The sequence below is a fragment of the Thioalkalivibrio sp. ALE16 genome, from assembly GCF_000381305.1.
Taxonomy (GTDB): domain Bacteria; phylum Pseudomonadota; class Gammaproteobacteria; order Ectothiorhodospirales; family Ectothiorhodospiraceae; genus Thioalkalivibrio.
This window is the reverse complement of the sequence record NZ_KB906360.1, coordinates 41,818-58,543: the sequence shown is the minus strand read 5'-3', so window position 1 is coordinate 58,543 and position 16,726 is coordinate 41,818. Positions and strand designations below refer to the sequence as shown.

General features: G+C 67.1%; 15 protein-coding genes. 5 read left to right on the top strand and 10 right to left on the bottom strand.

The annotated features are described in order from the left end of the window. Positions 1 to 128: 128 nt before the first annotated feature. From F627_RS0107415 to F627_RS0107390, 6 genes are all read right to left on the bottom strand, one after another. The gene (locus F627_RS0107415) at positions 129 to 680 is read right to left on the bottom strand and encodes a shikimate kinase (protein ID WP_026280452.1); all 552 of its coding nucleotides are present in this window, start codon (positions 678 to 680) and stop codon (positions 129 to 131) included. A gap of 104 nt (positions 681 to 784) precedes the next feature. Beyond that, positions 785 to 2,917 (bottom strand): type IV pilus secretin PilQ, encoded by a 2,133-nt coding sequence (pilQ, locus tag F627_RS0107410; RefSeq protein ID WP_196800207.1) that lies wholly within the window; start codon positions 2,915 to 2,917, stop codon positions 785 to 787. 18 nt (positions 2,918 to 2,935) lie between these two features. Further along, on the bottom strand, positions 2,936 to 3,478 hold the full coding sequence (locus F627_RS0107405) for a pilus assembly protein PilP (RefSeq protein ID WP_018865589.1): 543 nt from the start codon (positions 3,476 to 3,478) through the stop codon (positions 2,936 to 2,938). Continuing rightward, positions 3,478 to 4,059 carry a type 4a pilus biogenesis protein PilO gene (locus tag F627_RS0107400; RefSeq protein ID WP_018865588.1) on the bottom strand — a complete coding sequence of 194 codons (582 nt, stop codon included), beginning with the start codon at positions 4,057 to 4,059 and terminating at the stop codon, positions 3,478 to 3,480. Before F627_RS0107400 ends, F627_RS0107405 begins: the two co-directional genes overlap by 1 nt. Next, a complete protein-coding gene (locus F627_RS0107395; RefSeq protein WP_018865587.1) occupies positions 4,059 to 4,622 on the bottom strand; it encodes a PilN domain-containing protein in 564 nt (187 codons plus the stop codon). The genes F627_RS0107400 and F627_RS0107395 overlap by 1 nt, the downstream gene beginning before the upstream one ends. Beyond that, positions 4,619 to 5,686 carry a pilus assembly protein PilM gene (locus F627_RS0107390; protein WP_026332053.1) on the bottom strand — a complete coding sequence of 356 codons (1,068 nt, stop codon included), beginning with the start codon at positions 5,684 to 5,686 and terminating at the stop codon, positions 4,619 to 4,621. The genes F627_RS0107395 and F627_RS0107390 overlap by 4 nt, the downstream gene beginning before the upstream one ends. A 143-nt stretch (positions 5,687 to 5,829) precedes the next feature. Here F627_RS0107390 and F627_RS0107385 point away from each other — a divergent pair, with 143 nt between their 5' ends. Together F627_RS0107385 and F627_RS0107380 are read left to right on the top strand one after the other, a co-directional pair. Next, positions 5,830 to 8,208: a penicillin-binding protein 1A gene (locus F627_RS0107385; RefSeq protein WP_026332052.1), complete on the top strand. Its 2,379-nt coding sequence runs from the start codon at positions 5,830 to 5,832 to the stop codon at positions 8,206 to 8,208. Then, positions 8,208 to 8,837 carry a hypothetical protein gene (locus tag F627_RS0107380; RefSeq protein ID WP_019583680.1) on the top strand — a complete coding sequence of 210 codons (630 nt, stop codon included), beginning with the start codon at positions 8,208 to 8,210 and terminating at the stop codon, positions 8,835 to 8,837. Before F627_RS0107385 ends, F627_RS0107380 begins: the two co-directional genes overlap by 1 nt. A gap of 87 nt (positions 8,838 to 8,924) precedes the next feature. On the opposite strand, the gene hemE is transcribed toward F627_RS0107380, so the two are convergent. From hemE to rpsU, 4 genes are all read right to left on the bottom strand, one after another. Next, positions 8,925 to 9,980: a uroporphyrinogen decarboxylase gene (hemE, locus tag F627_RS0107375; protein WP_019583679.1), complete on the bottom strand. Its 1,056-nt coding sequence runs from the start codon at positions 9,978 to 9,980 to the stop codon at positions 8,925 to 8,927. A gap of 8 nt (positions 9,981 to 9,988) precedes the next feature. After that, complete coding sequence (locus tag F627_RS0107370; protein WP_018865582.1) at positions 9,989 to 11,395, bottom strand: FAD-dependent oxidoreductase; 1,407 nt, start codon at positions 11,393 to 11,395, stop codon at positions 9,989 to 9,991. A gap of 98 nt (positions 11,396 to 11,493) precedes the next feature. Beyond that, positions 11,494 to 11,943 (bottom strand): GatB/YqeY domain-containing protein, encoded by a 450-nt coding sequence (locus tag F627_RS0107365; protein WP_018865581.1) that lies wholly within the window; start codon positions 11,941 to 11,943, stop codon positions 11,494 to 11,496. A 40-nt stretch (positions 11,944 to 11,983) separates the two neighbouring features. Beyond that, complete coding sequence (gene rpsU, locus F627_RS0107360; RefSeq protein ID WP_012981683.1) at positions 11,984 to 12,199, bottom strand: 30S ribosomal protein S21; 216 nt, start codon at positions 12,197 to 12,199, stop codon at positions 11,984 to 11,986. Positions 12,200 to 12,378: 179 nt separating this feature from the next. Here rpsU and aroB point away from each other — a divergent pair, with 179 nt between their 5' ends. From aroB to F627_RS0107345, 3 genes are read left to right on the top strand one after another with little or no spacing between them, the layout of a single operon-like run. Then, complete coding sequence (gene aroB / locus F627_RS0107355; protein ID WP_018881420.1) at positions 12,379 to 13,488, top strand: 3-dehydroquinate synthase; 1,110 nt, start codon at positions 12,379 to 12,381, stop codon at positions 13,486 to 13,488. Positions 13,489 to 13,492: 4 nt separating this feature from the next. Beyond that, positions 13,493 to 14,662, top strand: a complete 1,170-nt coding sequence (locus tag F627_RS0107350; RefSeq protein WP_018880269.1) for a deoxyguanosinetriphosphate triphosphohydrolase — start codon at positions 13,493 to 13,495, stop codon at positions 14,660 to 14,662. An 11-nt stretch (positions 14,663 to 14,673) separates the two neighbouring features. Continuing rightward, entirely contained in the window at positions 14,674 to 16,536 is a 1,863-nt protein-coding gene (locus tag F627_RS0107345; RefSeq protein WP_026280673.1) for an SPOR domain-containing protein, read from the top strand. Positions 16,537 to 16,726 lie beyond the last annotated feature (190 nt).

The window sequence follows — 16,726 nt, the reverse complement described above, 5'->3', positions numbered from 1 at the left end:
AAGAATCGGGACGGTCTCGTATCTTTGTGGGCTAAGTGGCACACAAATCCTTTCCCTTCTCTGTGTCCTCCGTGACCGCTGTGGTCAAAACGCTTTTGACCTACTTCGTGTCTTCGTGAGCTTCGTGGTCAATTCGACCCAGCGTCGGAGCGGGGTTGGCAGAGGTCGGGGCGCTGCACCTGGAGGGCCGAGCACACGCCCTTGACGGCGTCGCGCACACGTCGACCCTTGCCCTCCAGTGTCAGACTGGCGATCTCCTGGTAGAGCGGATCACGGGCCTCGAACAGCTCCTGCAGCCGCGCCTTCGGATCCGCCGCCTCCGCGATCAGCGGGCGCTTGCGGTTGCGCCGAGTGCGGCGGAACTGCTCCTCCACCGGGACGCGCAGGTAGATCACGAACTGGTCGCGCAGCAGCTCGCGATTCTCCGGGCGTTCCACGATCCCGCCACCCGTGGCGATCACGGCCCCCTCCTGTTCCAGCAGGGACTCCAGCATCGCCGTCTCGCGCTTGCGAAACCCCGCCTCGCCCTCGAACTCGAAGATGGTCGGGATATCCACACCGGTACGCCGCTGGATCTCCTGATCGGTGTCGAAGAAGGGACGCCGCAGCAGCCCGGCCAGGCCGCGCCCGATTGTGCTCTTGCCGGCCCCCATAGGGCCTACCAGTACGATGTTCTGCATGGGGGCAAGGCTACTGGCTGGGTCCGACAAAGAAAAGCCGGGGACTGGCCCCGGCTTTTCGGATCAACTCCCGGTGCCTTCGGCAGCCGGGGTATCACGCGGACTCAGTCGAGTACGCGCGGGGTCACGAAGATCAGCAATTCGGCCTTGGTGTTCTCCGTGGAGCGGTTGCGGAACAGGTTGCCGAGGAACGGGATGTCCCCGAAGAAAGGCACCTTCTCCAGGTTGGTGCGGCTGTCGATCTCGTACACGCCGCCCAGCACCACGGTCTCGCCATTGCCGACAAAGACCTGGGTCTCCACCTCGCGCTTGTTGATCCCCGGCACGCCGAGGATAACGCGCTGGCTGGGCTCATCCTTCTTGACGTTGATGTCGAGGATCACGTTTCCGTTCGGTGTGATCTGCGGCGTCACCTCGGTGGAAAGCACCGCCTCGATGAACTGGGTGGACGTCGCCCCGGAGGCGGTCGCCTCCTGATAGGGGATCTCCTCACCCTGCTTGATCGTGGCGGTCTGGCCGTTGGCGGTGATGACACGCGGGCTGGAGATGATCTCGCCGCGACCCTCGACTTGCAGGGCCGACAGTTCGAGATCCAGCAAAATGCCGCTGCGCAGGATGCTGAGCCCGGCACTCCCGGCATTCCCGCCTGCAGGCAACGAACTGTTCAGGCGATCACCAATTGCAAGGCCGCCCATATTCCCGGGGCTGGTGCCAAGGGCACTGTCGGAGCCTTCCAGCGATCCGGACAGGCCCGCAGGCGTACGTCGATCGCTCCCCCGAGTCGCGCTAATGCCAAATCGAGCGCCCAGTTCGCGGTTGAAGGTGTCTTCCGCAATCACAATGCGGGTCTCGATCAGGACCTGCTGGACCGGGACGTCCAGCGTCGAGACCAGACGACGCACGTCCTCGATCCGGCTCTGAGTGTCCTGCACCAGCAGGGTATTGGTACGCGTATCGATGGTGATGCTGCCACGCTCGGACAGGAACTGGCCGCCATCACCACCCCGGATCAGCGAGGCAATCTGTTCCGCCTGGGCGAAGTTGATCTGCACGAACTCGGTGCGCAGGGGCTCCAGCTCCTGGCGGTCACGCTGTGTCTCCATCTCCTGGCGCTCGCGCGCGGCGATCTCCTGGCTGGGGGCGACGTACAGGACGTTGCCGTCCATGCGCTTGTCGAGGCCGCGGGCGCGCAGAATGATGTCCAGCGCCTGGTCCCAGGGGACGTTGTTCAACCGCAGCGTGATGTTGCCCCCCACGGTATCGCTGACCACGATGTTCAGATCGGTGAAGTCCGCCAGCAGCTGCAGGACGGAGCGCACCTCGATGTCCTGGAAATTCAGCGACAGGCGTTCACCCTCGAATTCCTCTTCCTCACGCGCACGGGCCTGGCGCTCCGCCTCGGAGATCGGGGCGACCTCGAGGACAAACTGGCGGTCGCTCTGGTAGGACAGGATCTCGTATTCCCCGCGCGCCTCGACCTCCATACGCACGCGGTCACGTTCCGCGACGGTGTCGATCATATGCACCGGGGTGGCAAAGTCGACGACGTCGAGGCGGCGCTCGAGGGCTTCGTCGATCATCGCGCGGGGGAAGGTCATCTCGATGCGCCCCGCCTGCTCACGGACGTTGATCTCGGCGCCGGAGCGCGAGAGATCGACCTCGACGCGACCCTCGCCCTCGCTGCCGCGACGGAAGTCGATTCCGGTAATCTCGACCGGGCGCGCACTGCGGGTGACCGGGGTCGGTTCACCCGCGCGGTCCACGACCTGCTGGGTTCGGGCATCCGCCTCGGAGACCCCGCGACCCAGGGTCAGGATCAGGTTATTGCCCTCCACCCGGGTCTGGTACTCGGAGGCCTGGGTCAGATTGAGGACCACGCGCGTGCGGTTGCCCGCCTCTACGGAGCTTGCGCGCAGGATGGGCCCCACGTTCAGGTCGGTCTCGCGCTGTGGCAACGAGTTGCCCACGTTGGGCAGATCCAGCGCAATACGCGGCGGCGAATCAATCGCGAAGGCACGGATGTCGGAAGGCGGCGCTTCGGAGAAGCGCAGGTTCACCTGCACCCGGTCCCCGCTCAGGCTGCCGGCCCGGATCTCTTCCAGTTCGGTGGCAGCCACCCCCTGGGACACCATGAACAGCAGGCCGGCCACGACCGTCCCTGCGAAAGCGCGCATGGAAGAACCCATGTTGAATCCCCTGTTGGTTATGCCGACCTTGCGGCGAATGCTCGTCATCATGTTCTTCTCCCCCAACCGCTATTCGGTCAGCGCTACCGAATTCTCGCGTTCCACATGTCCCCCGAAGGCATCCGGCACCACCTCGATCAACCGGATCTGGGTGGGCGTGATTTCGACGATTTCGCCGTGGTTCTGTCCCATGTAGTTGCCTTCCGTTACCCGCTGGACCCCGCGGTCCGGGGTTCGGACCAGGGCATAGCGAACGCCATGCTGCTCCAGCGACCCGACCATACGCAGGGAATCCAGCGGGAAGCCCTCGAGGAACTCGCGCGGGCGATCGGGATCGACCTCGGCATCACCCGGCTGCCCCTCGGCCGCCGCCAGCTCCGGCTGCGCGATTACCGACGAGTCAAACGGCGACCGCGTATGTCCGGGATAGAGGTACGGTTCGTGCGGGTCCAGGGTCGGGATCGGCTCGATCCCGCTCCCAGGGCGCTCCTTTACCTCGGCGATATAGCGCTCGAGGTCGCGGTTATCCTGGGTGCAGCCGGAAAGCAGGAAGCCACCCGCCAGCACCAGGGCCAACCCGGGCCACACCACCTGCATGGAAGAATGCTTCATCAGTTCTCCTCCAGGTAGCGGTAGGTACGGGCGACCGCATCCATCAGCAGGTCATTGTCGGAATCACCGGGACGGATATGCATGTTGTGCATGGTCACCACCCGAGGCAGGGCCGACACCCCGCTGACGAACTCGGCAAGGTCCTCGTATCCACCGCGGACCCGCAGCCGGATCGGGACCTCGGCGTAGAAGTCACGGCGGTTCTCGCCGCGGGGCTCGAACAGCTCGATTTCCAGCCCCGCCTGCAATCCGGTCTGCGAGATGTCCACCAGCAGACTGGGGATCTCCGCGCTGCTGGGCAGCAGCTCGAGCAGGGAGGCGAACATGCGCTCCATCTCCTCGAGCTGGTCCTCGTAGGCCTGAAGGTTGGCAGCGCGCTGCTGTTTGTCCTCGAACTCGTCGCGCAGCTGCAGCTCACGGCTCTCCGCGCGCTCGAGATCCGTGCGCTGATCACCGATGAACAGGTAGTAGGACAGACCGAGGATGGCCAGGACAATCACGACCAGGATCAGGCCCTTGACGCCCCAGGAGGCCTCCCCGATGTTGTTGAAGTCGATCTGGTTGAGTTCCTTGAGATCCATCAGGAATCCCCCTCTTCGGCATCCGGCCGGGTCTGCGTGGCATCCAGACGGAAGTCACGCACCTGGAGACGGCCCTCTTCCCGGGTCTCGATGATCTGCAGGTTAGAACTGCCCAGCCAGGGCGACGCGTCGATCCGGCGCATCAGCGCGGAGATCCGCGTGTTGGACTCGGAACGCCCGACCAGCCGGACATTCTCGCCCTCCTGACGAACCTCGCTGAGGAATGTGCCATCGGGCAGCGTCTCGACCAGCTGGTCAAACAGGTGGACCGCCTCGGGACGGCGGGCCTGCAGGGTCTGGATCACTTCCATGCGGGCGATAAGCGCCTCGCGCTGCTCGTCCAGATCTCGGATCCGGGCAATCTGGCGGTCCAGCTCGCGGATCTCGCTCTCCAGCATCTGGTTGCGCGACTGCTGATGGTCAATCAGCGCGCCCATGAAGCTGTAGCCGGCGAAGGCCAGCAGGACGCCGACCACGGCGGCGCCGCCGGCCGCACCGAAGAACTGCTTGCGCCGTTGCTCGCGGGCCTTCTCGCGCCAGGGAAGGAGGTTGATGTAGATCATGACGCATACCCCCGCATGGCCAGGCCACAAGCGGTCATCAGCGCCGGGGCATCATTGGCGAAGCGTTCCTGGTTGACCCGCTTGGCCAGCGCCATGCCGCGGAACGGATTGGCGATGGAGACCGGCGTGCCGGCAGCCTCCTCCAGCAGTTCGTCCACACCCGGGATGGCCGCACACCCGCCGCCCAGGAGGATGTGGTCGATGGTGTCCTGCGGGCGCGTGACGTAGAAGTACTGCAGCAGCCGCTGGATCTGGTCGACCATGGTCTGCTTGAAGGGCTCGAGGATGGAGCTGCCGTAGTCGGCCGGCAGGTCACCGCTCATCTTGGCGGACCCGGCTTCCTGATAGTTCATGCTGTAGCGGCGCATAATCTCCTCGGTAAGCATGCGACCGCCGAAATTCTGCTCGCGGGTGTAGACCACGCCCTCGTCCTGGCTGACGACGTACACCGCGGTGACCGAGGAGCCGACGTCCACCACCGCCACGATAGGCTTGCTTTCGCGATCGGGGATCTGCTCCATCAGGCGCACGGCGGTGTGCTCGATCGCGTAGGCCTCGACGTCCACCAGCTCGGGGGTCAGCTTGGCGGCATCGGCAATGGCCACGCGCGAATCGACGTTCTCGCGGCGCGAGGCCACCACGAGGACATCCACCATCTGCGGGTTCTTCTCGTTCTTGCCCAGGACCTGGAAGTCCAGGTTGACCTCTTCGAGGGTGTAGGGGATGTACTGATCGGCCTCCACGAAGACCTGGCCTTCGAGTTCCGCATCGCCCAGCGCGGCCGACATTTGAATGGTCTTGGTGATGACAGCGGAAGAGGGGACGGCCATCGCACAATGCTTGAGTCGAGTCCCGGACCGCTTGACCGCCCGGGCCAGGGCATTGCCCACGGCCTCGGTGTCCTGACAGACCTTGTCGACCATCACCCCGTCCGGCAACGGCTCGACCGCGAAGGCCTCGACCCGGTACCCCTTACCCTGTCGCGCCAGCTCCAGCACCTTGACGGCTGCCGAGCTGATGTCCACGCCCAGGACCCCATGTTTGGATTTTCCGAGACTCAGCACACATCCCCCTGTATACCCCAACGAAAGTAACTGGTAGCGTTACAATCACGTATGCTAGCTCGTTCACAATATACACCGCGGCTTCGAGGTTGCAAGTCGCATTGAATGCGACTTCTCACCTTGGCCTCACTTTTTTTGCTGTCATGAATCCGGTCTTGAAGATTATTTCGGCGCTGCTGGCCCTGATTCTGGCAGCCGGTATCGGCCTGTCCGTCGCCCTGGCGGCCCTGTACATCTACTATGCGCCCACCCTCCCCGAGGCGGACGCCGTGCGGGACGTACGCCTGCAGACACCCCTGCAGGTACGCAGTGCGGATGGACGCCTGATGGGCGAGTTCGCGGAAGAACGGCGCATCCCGGTGCCGATCGACGCCATCCCGCAGCAGGTTCGCGACGCCTTTATCGCGGCCGAGGACGAGCGCTTCTACGATCATCCCGGCGTGGACGTGATGGGCCTGGCCCGGGCCGCGCTGAACCTCGTCTCCACCGGCGGCCAGCGCACCCAGGGCGGCAGCACGATCACCATGCAGCTGGCGCGCAACATCTTTCTTACGCGCGACCGTACGTATGAACGCAAGCTCCGCGAGATCTTCCTGGCGATCCGTCTGGAACAGGAAATGTCCAAGGACGAGATCCTCGAGCTGTATCTGAACAAGATCTACCTGGGCCAGCGGGCCTACGGTATCGAGGCCGCCTCGCGGGTCTACTTCGGCCGGTCGCTGGAGGATCTGGAACTGGACGAGATCGCCACCCTCGCGGCCCTGCCCAAGGCCCCCTCCACGACCAACCCGGTCGCCAGCCCCGAACGCGCCGAGATCCGCCGCAACTATGTGCTGCGACGGATGCTGGAGACCGGCGCCATCGACGAGGCCGCCTTCGAAACGGCGGTGTCGCGCCCGGTCCTGTCGGAACGCCACACCGCCGCGACCGAAATCGACGCCCACTGGGTCGCGGAGATGGCACGCCAGATGGTTGTGAACCTGTGGGGTGACGAGGCCTATCGCCGCGGGCTCCAGGTGCACACCACGATTGATTCCCGCCAGCAGGAAGCGGCCAATCAGGCCCTGCGGGAAGGATTGCTGGAATATGACGAACGTCACGGTTTTCGCGGTCCGGAGATGCGCATTCCGGAGGCCACACTGGACGATTCCGATGCCCGCGAACGGGCACTGAAGGCCATCGGCATCCACGGACGCCTGCTTTTTCCCGCAGTGGTGCTGGGCCTGGACGAGGACGGGACCCTGCGGGTCGACGGTGGCCGCATCGGCGAGCAGACAATCCTGCCGGAGGACCGCGAATGGGCCGGATCGCCCGATTTCGCCCGCGGCGACGTCATCCGCATCCGCCCCTACACCGACGGGCGCTGGCGCCTGGCGCAGAAGCCGGAGGTTACCGGGGCCGTGATCGCGCAGGCCCCGGAGGACGGTGCCATCACAGCCCTGGCCGGCGGGTTCGATTTCTTCGAGAACCGCTACGACCGGACGACCCAGGCCCAGCGCCAGCCCGGCTCGGCCTTCAAGCCACTGGTGTACGCCCTCGCCCTGCGCGAGGGCTACCGCCCCGAAGGGACCGTCATCGACGCCCCGATGGTCTTCAACGACCCGGCGCTCGGGGCGGAATGGCGGCCCCAGAACTACACCCGGCGTTTCCATGGCGAGACTACCCTGCGCGAGGCACTGGCCAACTCCCGCAACCTCGCGTCCATCCGGCTGCTGGACCGCCTGGGTACCGGGAACGTCCACCTGGAACTGACCCGCTTCGGCCTGGACCTGGAAACCCAGCCAAACAACCTGTCCATGGTCCTGGGCACGGGGACCCTGACCCCGCTGCAGCTCAACAACGCCTATGGGGTATTCGCCAGCGGCGGCCGCCTGAACAGCCCCTGGATCATCACCCGCATCGAGACCGTGGATGGCGAGGTGCTCTACGAGGCCCCCACCGAACGCGCCTGCCCGGCCCCCTGCTCCAGCCCCAAGGGGCAGGACCTGCCGCTGGTCGCGAGCAGCGGGCCCCTGCAGTACACCGACCCCACTCCGGTCCTGCAGCCCGGGGTCGCCTGGCAGATGGGCGAGATGCTGCGCGGCGTCATCACCTCGGGCACGGGCCGGCGCGCCCTGGAGCTCGGGCGCTCCGACCTGGCCGGCAAGACCGGCACCACCAACGATTACCGCGACGCATGGTTCGCCGGGTTCAACGCGGACCTGGTCGCGACCGCCTGGATCGGGTTTGACGACAATCGCGAACTGGGCCGGCGCGAGAGCGGCGGACGTGCGGCACTGCCGATCTGGACGCGCTTCATGGGGAGCGTTCTGGCGGATGAGCCGGAACGCCCGATGGAGCGCCCCGACGACCTCGTGCGCGTCGCCATCCTGCCGAATGGCCAGCGCGCGCCCAGTGACGACACGCCGGGCGCGCGCAACCAGTGGCTACTGCCCCATCAGATCCCGGAGCGCGGCCACGTGATCCCGGGGAGCAACGGAGACGGCGACAGCGGCAGTCAGCAACCCGAACTGGTGTTTTGATGGGCACCCCTTCGCGTATCCGCCAGGAACTGGCGCAGGAGGCCGCGCGCATCATGCTGGACGACGGCATCCGCGACTTTGCGCTCGCCAAGCGCAAGGCCGCCGAGCACCTGGGAGTAGACTACCGTCACGAGATGCCCGGCAATCTGGAGATCCAGGATGCCGCCATCGAGCGCAGCCGGCTGTTCGCCAGCCCGGCCAGCCGCGCTGCCTATCGGGAACGACTGGCGGCGGCCCTGATCGTGATGGAGCGCCTGCGCCATCTCGAGCCGCGCCTGGTCGGCCCCCTGCTCCAGGGCCTGGTCGAATCCCAGCCCCTGCTCAATCTGCATGGTTTTGCCGAGACCGTGGAGGAGGTGATCCTGGAACTGGGTGAACGGGGTATCCAGTGCGAGACCGGGGAACGCCGCTATCGCAGCCGTCAGGGCCGCGAGCAGCGCATTCCCTTCCTCGCCTTTCGCGGTCCCGACGACACCGACGTGGAACTGACGGTCTTCCCGCTGGACGGGTTGCGCCAGTCGCCCCCCTCCCCGGTGGACGGGCGACCGATGCCCCGGGCCACGCGCGCGGAGGTAGAAAGGCTGCTAGCAGAGGCCGACGCCGAAGAAGCGCCGGCACCGGCGGACTGAGCGGGGCCTCAAGAGCAGGCGCCGCCAGCGCAAAGCGCAGTTCGTGGAATGTCCCGGCCCGTCCGGGCCGCCGCGAGCCGGATGCCGCTATCGGCCGTAGTTCGTGACCGTATCCACCATCGCGGCAACGCGCTCGGGGTCGATCCCCGGGTGGACGCCATGACCCAGGTTGAAGACGTGGCCGGTATCGCGATCGAAGCCGTCCAGCACCCGCCGCGTCTCCTCGCGCACCACGGCCTCCGGCGCGTAGAGCACCGACGGGTCGAGATTGCCCTGCAACGCGACGCGGTCGCCGACCCGCCGGCTGGCCTCGCCGATCTCGATGGTCCAGTCCAGGCCCAGGGCATCCGCCCCGGTATCGGCCATCGTCTCCAGCCAGGCACCGCCGCCCTTGGTGAACAGCGTCACCGGCACACGGCGACCGTCGTTCTCTCGGATCAGGCCATCGACGATGCGCTGCATGTAGGCCAGCGAAAACTCGCGATAGGCGCGCGGGGTCAGGGAACCGCCCCAGGTGTCGAAGATCATCACCGACTGGGCGCCGGCGCGGATCTGCGCGTTGAGGTAGTCGGTGACCGCAGTGGCCACCTTCTGCAGCAGGGCGTGCATCGCCTGCGGCTCGCCGTACATCAGACGCTTGGTCTCGGCGAAGTCGCGCGAGCCCTGGCCCTCGACCATATAGGTCGCCAGGGTCCACGGGCTGCCGGCGAAGCCGATCAGCGGCACCTGCCCGTCCAGCTCGCGGCGGATCAGGCGCACCGCATCCATCACGTAGCGCAGTTCCTGCTCCGGATCGGGCACCGGGAGGTTCTCGATCGCCTCCAGCGTGCGGACCGGCTCGCGGAATCGCGGGCCCTCGCCGGTCTCGAAGTACAGCCCCAGCCCCATCGCATCCGGAATGGTCAGGATGTCGGAGAACAGGATCGCGGCGTCCAGCGGGAACCGGCGCAGCGGCTGCATGGTGACTTCGCAGGCCAGCTCCGGGTTCTGGCAAAGGCTCATGAAGCTGCCGGCCTGCGCACGGGTCTCGCGGTATTCCGGCAGATAGCGACCGGCCTGGCGCATGATCCAGATCGGCGGACGGTCCACCGGCTCGCGCAACTGGGCCCGCAGGAGACGATCGTTTTTCAGGCTATTGGACATCGAAAGGCTCAGACGCCGAGGTATTCGAGGATGCCTTCGGCGGCCTCGCGGCCCTCGAAGACGGCGGTGACCACCAGGTCGGAGCCGCGCACCATGTCGCCGCCGGCAAACACCTTCGGGTTGCCGGTCTGGAAGGCATGCTCGCCCGCGGTCTGCACGCGCCCGCCCTCGTCGATACCGATCTTGTAGTCGGCAAACCAGTCGGAGGGCGACGGACGAAAGCCGAAGGCGATCAGCACCCGGTCGGCCGGGATCACGTGCTCGGAGCCGGGGACCGGTTCGGGACGGCGGCGGCCGCGTTCGTCCGGGGCACCCATCTGGGTGCGCACGACCTTTACGCCCTCCACCTTGCCGTCGCCGACGATCTCCACCGGCTGCACGTTGAATTCGAAGTGCACGCCCTCTTCGCGCGCATGCACCACTTCCTTGCGCGAGCCGGGCATGTTCTCTTCGTCGCGCCGGTAGGCGCAGGTCACCGAGGCGGCGCCCTGGCGAATCGAGGTGCGGTTGCAGTCCATCGCGGTATCGCCGCCGCCCAGCACGACCACGCGCTGCCCGGCCATGTCGATGAACTCGCCGCCCTCTTCCTGCGGCCAGTTCATCACCTGGCGGATGTTGGAGATCAGGAACGGCAGGGCCGGATACACGCCCGGCAGGTCCTCGCCAGGAAAGCCGCCCTGCATCGCCGTGTAGGTGCCCATGCCGAGGAACACGGCATCGTATTCCTCCAGCAGGGCGTCCATCGCGATGTCGCGGCCGATCTCGGTATTCAGCCGGAACTCGACCCCCATGCCCTCGAGGATCTCGCGGCGGGTGCGGATGACGTGCTTTTCCAGCTTGAACGGCGGGATGCCGAAGGTCAGCAGGCCACCGATTTCCGGATAGCGATCGAACACCACCGCCTGCACGCCGTTACGGGCCAGGATATCGGCGCAGCCCAGCCCCGCGGGGCCGGCGCCAATCACCGCGACCCGCTTGCCGGTCGCGGTGACGTCGGAGAGATCCGGGCGCCAGCCGGCCTTCAATGCCTCGTCTGTGATGTACTTCTCGACCGAGCCGATAGTGACCGCGCCGAAGCCGTCATTCAGGGTGCAGGCGCCCTCGCAAAGACGGTCCTGCGGGCACACGCGGCCGCAGACCTCGGGCAGGGAGTTGGTCTTGTGCGAGAGCTCGGCCGCGGCAAACAGGTTGCCCTCTTCCACCAGTTTCAGCCAGTTCGGGATGAAGTTGTGGACCGGGCATTTCCATTCGCAATAGGGATTGCCGCAAGCCAGACAGCGGCCCGCCTGCTGCCCCGCGGTCGCCGGGTCGAACTGACCAATGATCTCGCCGAACTCGTGGATACGAATCTCGGCAGGGGTCTTCTGAGGGTCCTGGCGCGGCAGGTCCAGGAACTGCATCGGATTGGAAGCCATGGATCACTCGCTCCGACGGGAACCGGCGGCATGACGCCACGGGGTTCAACCGTTCATGCGTTCAGGAATGGTTCGTTTCGCTCAAACGAGCGTAACGGTCAAGAATGCCCCAGTGCGGACCGGACCTTCTGGCTCACCACACCCATGTCGGCACGACCGAAGACCCGGGGCTTGAGTACGCCCATCACCTTGCCCATGTCGCCGGGGGCCGCGGCGCCGGTCTCGGCGATCGCCTCCTGCACCAGCTGATCGAGGGCCGCCGCATCCAGCGGCTCCGGCATGTATTCCTCGATGATGGCGATCTCCGCGGCCTCGCGCGCGGCGAGATCCTCGCGACCACCCTTCTGGTACTGATCGATGGAGTCGCGCCGCTGCTTGAGCATGCGATTGAGGATTGCCAGAACGGTGTCGTCGTCGGCCTCGCGCCGCTCGTCGACCTCGAACTGCGACACCTCGGCCTGAATCATGCGCAATGCCGCCAGGCGGTCCTTCTCCCGGGCCCGCATGGCCTGCTTCACGTCATCCTGCAACCGGGCCTTGAGCGACATGGTCGGGTCCTCGGGTCCGGGCAGCTACCCGGACAGGGGTTCAGTACAGGCGCACCCGGCGGGTCATGTCGCGGGAGTTCTTCTTCAACTGGCGCTTCACCGCGGCCGCGGCCTTGCGCTTGCGTTCGGTGGTCGGCTTTTCGTAGTACTCGCGGCGGCGGACTTCCGCGACCACGCCGGCCTTCTCGCAGGTGCGCTTGAAACGGCGCAGGGCGACCTCGAAGGGCTCATTCTCACGAACTCGTACGTGCGGCATACAATCTCCGAAACGGATGCTGGATCTTTTCGATCAAAAACAACAAAACCGGCCGCCAACACTCCGGGCGACCATGCAGAACTCCCTATGGTAATCCAACCCGCACCAATTGCAAAAGTCCGTGAAGCGATCCGCAGCACGGCACATGCCCGGCTTACGCCATCATCGGCCCGCACGCTATGATGGCGCACATGGAAAGCCTCAATGTCGAACTGGGCGAGCGCGCCTACCCGATCCACATCGGGCCGGGCATGCTGGCCGCCCCGGAACACCTGCGCCCGGCGCTGGCGGGCCGGCGCGTCGCGGTGGTGACCAACACCACCGTGGCCCCCCTGTACGGCGACGCCCTGCGACGCAGCCTCGCGGCCTGCGACCTTGACGGCGAGCCGTTGTGGATCGAACTGCCCGACGGCGAACAGCACAAGACGCTGGCCACGGTGGAAAGCATCCTGACCCGGCTGCTGGAGGCTCGCCTGGACCGGGGCAGCCGGATTGTCGCCCTCGGCGGCGGCGTGGTCGGCGACATCGCCGGGTTTGCCGCCGCCATCTATCAGCGCGGCATCGACTTTGTGCAGGTGCCGACCACCCTGCTCGCCCAGGTCGATTCCTCCGTGGGCGGCAAGACCGGGGTCAACCACCCGCTGGGCAAGAACATGATCGGCGCCTTCCACCAGCCGCGCGCGGTCGTGATCGACACCGACACCCTGAAGACCCTGCCCCGGCGCGAGCTGCAGGCCGGCCTGGCCGAGGTCATCAAGTACGGCCTGATCCGCGACGCCGACTTCTTCGCCTGGCTGGAGGAGCACATCGACGCCCTCGGCGCGCTGGATCCGGAGGCGCTGGCCCACGCCATTCGCCGTTCCTGCGCCTGCAAGGCCGAGATCGTCGCCGCCGACGAGCGCGAGGGCGGCATCCGCGCCCTGCTGAACCTGGGCCATACCTTCGGCCACGCGATCGAGGCCGGCATGGGCTATGGCGCCTGGCTGCACGGGGAGGCCGTCGGCACCGGCATGGCCATGGCCGCACGCATGTCGGAGCGCATGGGCTGGCTGGACCGCGCCGGCCGCGAACGCGCGGAGGCCCTGATCCGACGCGCCGGCCTGGCCCTGGAGCCCCCGGCCGAGGTCACCCCGGAGCGCTTCCGCGAATTGATGGCCATCGACAAGAAGGTCGCCAGTGGCCGCCTGCGGCTGGTCCTGCTGCGCGGCATTGGCGAGGCCGTGCTGACCGACGCATTCGATCCGGCGGCCCTGGACCATACCCTGCGCGAGCATGCCCGTGTCGCCTGAGGCCATGACCACGCCCGGCAGCCTCACACCGGGACTGGCACCCTGGGCCTGCGATCCCGCGCACTCGCGCGGGCGCGCCCAGGCGGAGCCCGCCCCCCGCCACCGCAGCGACTTCCAGCGCGATCGCGATCGCATCGTGCACTCCAGCGCCTTTCGCCGCCTGGAGTACAAGACCCAGGTCTTCATCAGCCACGAGGGCGACCTGTTCCGCAACCGTCTGACCCACTCGCTGGAGGTCGCGCAGATCGGGCGCTCGATCGCGCGCGCCCTGCAACTCAACGAGGACCTGGTCGAAGCCATCGCCCTGGCGCATGACCTCGGCCACACGCCCTTCGGGCACGCCGGGCAGCACGCCCTGAATGCCTGCATGCGCGAGCACGGCGGCTTCGAGCACAACCTGCAGTCCCTGCGCATCGTCGATCTGCTGGAGCGCCACTACGCCGAGTTCGACGGCCTCAACCTGACCTTCGAGACGCGCGAGGGCATCCTCAAGCACTGCTCGCCCGAAAAGGCCCGCCAGCTGGGCGAGGTCGGGGTGCGCTTCCTGCAGAAGGAACAGCCGAGCCTGGAGGCCCAGCTCGCCAACGTGGCCGACGAGATCGCCTACAACAATCACGACGTCGACGACGGCCTTCGCTCGGGTCTGCTCACCATGGACCGCCTCGCCGAGGTCACCCTGTTCCGCGACTGCCGCGAGAAGGTCCAGGCCCGCTATCCGGATCTGGATCCACGGCGAACCCAGCACGAGACCGTGCGCCGCATGATCGACACCCTGGTCAGCGACCTGATCGGGAGCAGCCAGGCGGCCATCGACCGCCACCGCCCGCAGTCCGCCGATGACGTCCGCCGCGCCGGGGAGGCCCTGATCCGCTTCAGCCCGGAGGTGGCCGAGCAGGCGCGTGAACTCAAGGGCTTCCTGCGCGAGAACCTCTACCATCACCATCAGGTCCACGGGGTCATGCACAAGGCACGTCAACTGATCCACGATCTGTTCGCCGCGTTCGAGTCCGAGCCCCGCCTGATGCCCGAGAACTACCAGCGCCACGCGGACGCAATCGCCGCGCATGATCCGCACGCCCTGCAACGCGCCATCGCCGACTACATCGCCGGCATGACCGACCGCCACGCCATCCGCGAACACCACCGCCTGTTCGACCTGGGCACGCTGACCTGAGACCGAATCCGATGGCGCTTTCCGAACAATGCCTGGAACAACTCGGCCTGCACGCGCCGCCGTTTGACGACGCCCCCGACGAGACCTTCATCTACAGCGATCCGCTGCTGGACGGCCAGCTGGAATCGGCACGGGCTGCCCTTAACGGCCCCGGGGCGGTCGTCCTGATGACCGGGGAGAACGGCTCCGGACGCAGCCTGCAGCTGATGCGGCTGCTGGCCATGCTGCCCGACCCGTTCGAGCTGATTGCCTTCCGCGCGCGGATCAATACCCAGTTCGAATCGGTGGACAACACCATTCGCAACTACCTGCGCTCGCAGAACGCGGACGACCCCGACCGCCCCCTGACCGAACTGCTGGCCGACCGCGTCGACGACGGCGTCGACCCGGTCATTGCCATGGACGACGCCCACCTGGTGGGCACCGACATCGTCAACAATCTGATGCGCATGCGCAGCGAGGTCCTCGCCAAGCACGGCCGCGCCCCGCGCATCATCCTGGTGGGGTCCGGCGGCCTGCTGCGCCGCCGCCTGTACCTGCCCGACCCCTCCGACGAGGATCAGGTCACCCGGGTCAGCCTGCGCGCCTTCAACCTGGAACAGACCGCGGCCTACCTGCGCCACCGCCTGCAGGCGGCGGGCCTGACCGACCCCGACCGCCTGCTGGACGCGGACGCCATTGCCCACCTGCAGACCACCAGCCAGGGCCTGCCGGGCAACCTCAACCGCGAGGCCAACAGCTTCCTCGAACGCCAGTGCCGCAGCGAGCGCCGGGCCAGCGCCGCGGCGACCACCGGCAGCGCCGCGCCCGGCGTGGCCGCAGGGGACGCCGCCGAGGTCGATACCCCCGACCCGGAACCGGACACAGAAGAACCGGCCTTTCACGCCGCTCGCAGGGAGCCCGAGCCGACCCCCGAGCCCGCCCCGGACCCGGAACCGAGCCTCCGGGCGAGCCGCGACGACGAGGACTTCACGCCCGCGGCCGAAGCCCTGTCCACCTCCACCGCCGAGCCTCCCGCCCCGGAGAGCTCCGCGAGCGAGCCGGGCAGCATTGCGGCCGACGACCGTATCCCCGAGCCCCCGGCACCGGAAAACGCCGCGTTCTGGAACCAGCGCTGGTTCGTACCCGCCGTCGCCATCACCGTAGCACTGGGGATCGCCGCACCGGTCGCCTGGCAACTGCTGGAGGGCGAGCCCGCGCCCGCCGACAGCGAGATCATCGAGCTACCCCTGCCCGAACCGCGCGTCACCGAGGCCGAGCCCGAACCCAGGCCCGAGCCGGCGCCCGCGCACGATGACGAGATCGCCGTGGCCGACCCGCTGGATCTGCCCCCGCCGGCCGCGGCCGAACCGTCCGCGCCCGGGACCGACTCCCCGGAACCGGCCGCAGAAGCACCCGAACCCGAACCTGAACCCACCGCAGAAGCCGGTGACGCAGAACCCGCTCCGGAGCCGGAGCCAGCACCCGAGCCGGAGCCAACCCCCGAGCCCGCACCGGAACCGGCGCCAGAGCCAGAACCGGAACCCGAGCCGGAACCCGCCGCCGAAGCACCGGCCGTGGACGACGCCGACGCCGCGCGTCTGGCCAGTGACCGCGACTGGCTGAACAACCAGGACGGCAGCGCCACGACCATCCAGCTGCTGGCCGCGCCGAACATGGAGGCCGCACGCGCATACGCGGACCAGCACGATCTGGGTGCCATCCGCTACATCCCGACCCGGGTCAACAACCGCGACTTCGTGGTCATCCTGGCCGGAGTCTTCTCCGACCGGGCGGCCGCCCAGCGCGCCGCCGAGGACCTGCCGGCCGCAGTGCGCAACGACGAGCCCTGGATCCGCTCCATCGGCTCCGTCCAGAACGCCGTCCGCGACTGATCAAGGGCCTTGTTCACCACGAAGCACACGAAGGCACGAAGAAGGTCAACTTCAAGGGCGTTTTGAACCACGGAGTGCACAGAGGACACGGAGAAAATCAGGGTTGAAGGGCAAGGCGCCTTTAAAGCCGCATTCGCCCAAGTATCACCAATTCCTTTCTTTTCTCTGTGCCCTCCGTGTCCTCTGTGGT

Bases quoted from the DNA above. Each gene is read 5' to 3' on its own strand.
- F627_RS0107415 (WP_026280452.1), bottom strand. From the start codon at position 680: ATGCAGAACATCGTACTGGTAGGCCCTATGGGGGCCGGCAAGAGCACA.
- pilQ (WP_196800207.1), bottom strand. From the start codon at position 2,917: ATGATGACGAGCATTCGCCGCAAGGTCGGCATAACCAACAGGGGATTC.
- F627_RS0107405 (WP_018865589.1), bottom strand. From the start codon at position 3,478: ATGAAGCATTCTTCCATGCAGGTGGTGTGGCCCGGGTTGGCCCTGGTG.
- F627_RS0107400 (WP_018865588.1), bottom strand. From the start codon at position 4,059: ATGGATCTCAAGGAACTCAACCAGATCGACTTCAACAACATCGGGGAG.
- F627_RS0107395 (WP_018865587.1), bottom strand. From the start codon at position 4,622: ATGATCTACATCAACCTCCTTCCCTGGCGCGAGAAGGCCCGCGAGCAA.
- F627_RS0107385 (WP_026332052.1), top strand. From the start codon at position 5,830: ATGAATCCGGTCTTGAAGATTATTTCGGCGCTGCTGGCCCTGATTCTG.
- F627_RS0107380 (WP_019583680.1), top strand. From the start codon at position 8,208: ATGGGCACCCCTTCGCGTATCCGCCAGGAACTGGCGCAGGAGGCCGCG.
- hemE (WP_019583679.1), bottom strand. From the start codon at position 9,980: ATGTCCAATAGCCTGAAAAACGATCGTCTCCTGCGGGCCCAGTTGCGC.
- F627_RS0107370 (WP_018865582.1), bottom strand. From the start codon at position 11,395: ATGGCTTCCAATCCGATGCAGTTCCTGGACCTGCCGCGCCAGGACCCT.
- F627_RS0107365 (WP_018865581.1), bottom strand. From the start codon at position 11,943: ATGTCGCTCAAGGCCCGGTTGCAGGATGACGTGAAGCAGGCCATGCGG.
- rpsU (WP_012981683.1), bottom strand. From the start codon at position 12,199: ATGCCGCACGTACGAGTTCGTGAGAATGAGCCCTTCGAGGTCGCCCTG.
- aroB (WP_018881420.1), top strand. From the start codon at position 12,379: ATGATGGCGCACATGGAAAGCCTCAATGTCGAACTGGGCGAGCGCGCC.
- F627_RS0107350 (WP_018880269.1), top strand. From the start codon at position 13,493: ATGACCACGCCCGGCAGCCTCACACCGGGACTGGCACCCTGGGCCTGC.
- F627_RS0107345 (WP_026280673.1), top strand. From the start codon at position 14,674: ATGGCGCTTTCCGAACAATGCCTGGAACAACTCGGCCTGCACGCGCCG.